We start from the raw sequence: 1,428 nt of genomic DNA, 5'->3' as shown, positions 1-1,428 counted from the left end.
ATGCAGCCAACCCTCGGCATCGATTGCCTGCGACGTCCGTTCCGAGTCCCCCCAGATACTCGCGCATCATGGTCTGGGCGCGGTAGACCAGCTCTCCAACCTGACCGGCCGGAACGGGGCTCCCGGCTGGATTGAAAATGGCAACGTCGGCGCCGCCCTGAGCTCGCCCAATCGTCTGTGTGATGCGCTCTTCCGAATCGCCCGGCCGTGAGTACGTTCCGCCGCCGACCTCTGTCATTCCCCACTGCACGATGACATCCGCCCCGACGACTGATTTAACAGAACGTACCAGTTCCGCAGCTGCCAGGGATCCGCCGGTTCTGACCCTCCTCAGATTGAGCTCGCCTGGTTTCAGGCTACGGATTAGGTCGCGAAGCTGTGCCGGAACCGCAAAGACCTCTGTCGCAGCACTGGCCTTGGCTATTTCGGCAAGGACTTCGGGATTCCACACGGGCAGCGTCGCCTGCCTGAGTCCGAACCGAATAGCCATGTAGATGACCGAAATGCCGAAGGCATTGCTGAAGGGGCTTGCGCTGATCAGAACGTCCTTCGTCGACAGGCCGGTTTCGGCTGCACAGATCGACGAACCGCCAATCTGCCCGCCATGGGTGTGGACGCAGATCTTCGGCCGGGTCGACGAAGTGCCGCTGGAAGCCAGATAAGTCAGAGGTGTATCGGGACCGATCGCCACTGGCGCCAACGGCAAGTCCCCCCCGGATTGGATCAGATCGGACCATGCAACGAGCCCGGGCCCTTGCGGTTCAGGATGCGATGCGGTCGACACAGCGATCAACTTTGCATCAGACGCGAGGTCATCCAGCACACTGCGTGCGGTTCCGCTGCGGTCCTGGCCCTTGTATGTGGCCGGAACTATGAGCGCGGCTAGGTCCACGCGCGAGAGCAGGTGCTGTAGCTCGAATGCCCCGTAAGGCATATGGATGGGAAAAGTCACGGCACCGATCATCGCAGCCGCAGCATGTGCCACGAGGAACTCCCAAGAGTTCGGCAGCTGGAGCGCCACCACTCTGCCCGGTCCGACGCCAAGTTTCTGAAGGGCCGCGGCCATGGACCTGCTTTGGCTGCCCCAGTCCGCCCAGGTGGACCAGCGGCCGTCGTGGTAGACAGCCGGGGCATCGCCCTTCAATTTCAGGATCGACTTAAATTCTTCGCCGAACGTGAAATCGACGGATGGCAGCTTAGACTGAGTCGTCATTATTTTTCCTTCCGGATTTACAGTACGGATCGCATCAGTATCGGTAAATGGACTCGGCGGCCGGAACCCCTCGAGGACCGTAGGGTGCCTTTTCCAACCAGGTGCTGGCGGTTTGGTCATGCGGCGCAATTTCGGCAGCGGCCCGGATCTTCGTCAGTGTTTCCTCATCGGGACGCAAATGTGCGAGGGCCTCCCCTGCCGCATTGCGATTGAAC

At 61.0% G+C, this 1,428-nt stretch carries 2 protein-coding genes; both read right to left on the bottom strand.

The annotated features are described in order from the left end of the window. The coding region (locus B879_RS23730) for a class I adenylate-forming enzyme family protein (RefSeq protein WP_051012731.1) at positions 1–1,213 on the bottom strand (1,213 nt) is incomplete at its 3' end. A gap of 34 nt (positions 1,214–1,247) precedes the next feature. Then, positions 1,248–1,428 (bottom strand): hypothetical protein (locus tag B879_RS23725; protein WP_040401514.1); only part of this gene is annotated, 181 nt, incomplete at its 5' end.

Origin of the sequence: Cecembia lonarensis LW9 (genome assembly GCF_000298295.1) — a bacterium.
GTDB classification, from domain to species: Bacteria; Bacteroidota; Bacteroidia; order Cytophagales; family Cyclobacteriaceae; genus Cecembia; species Cecembia lonarensis.
This window is presented reverse-complemented; position numbering and strand designations above follow the sequence as displayed.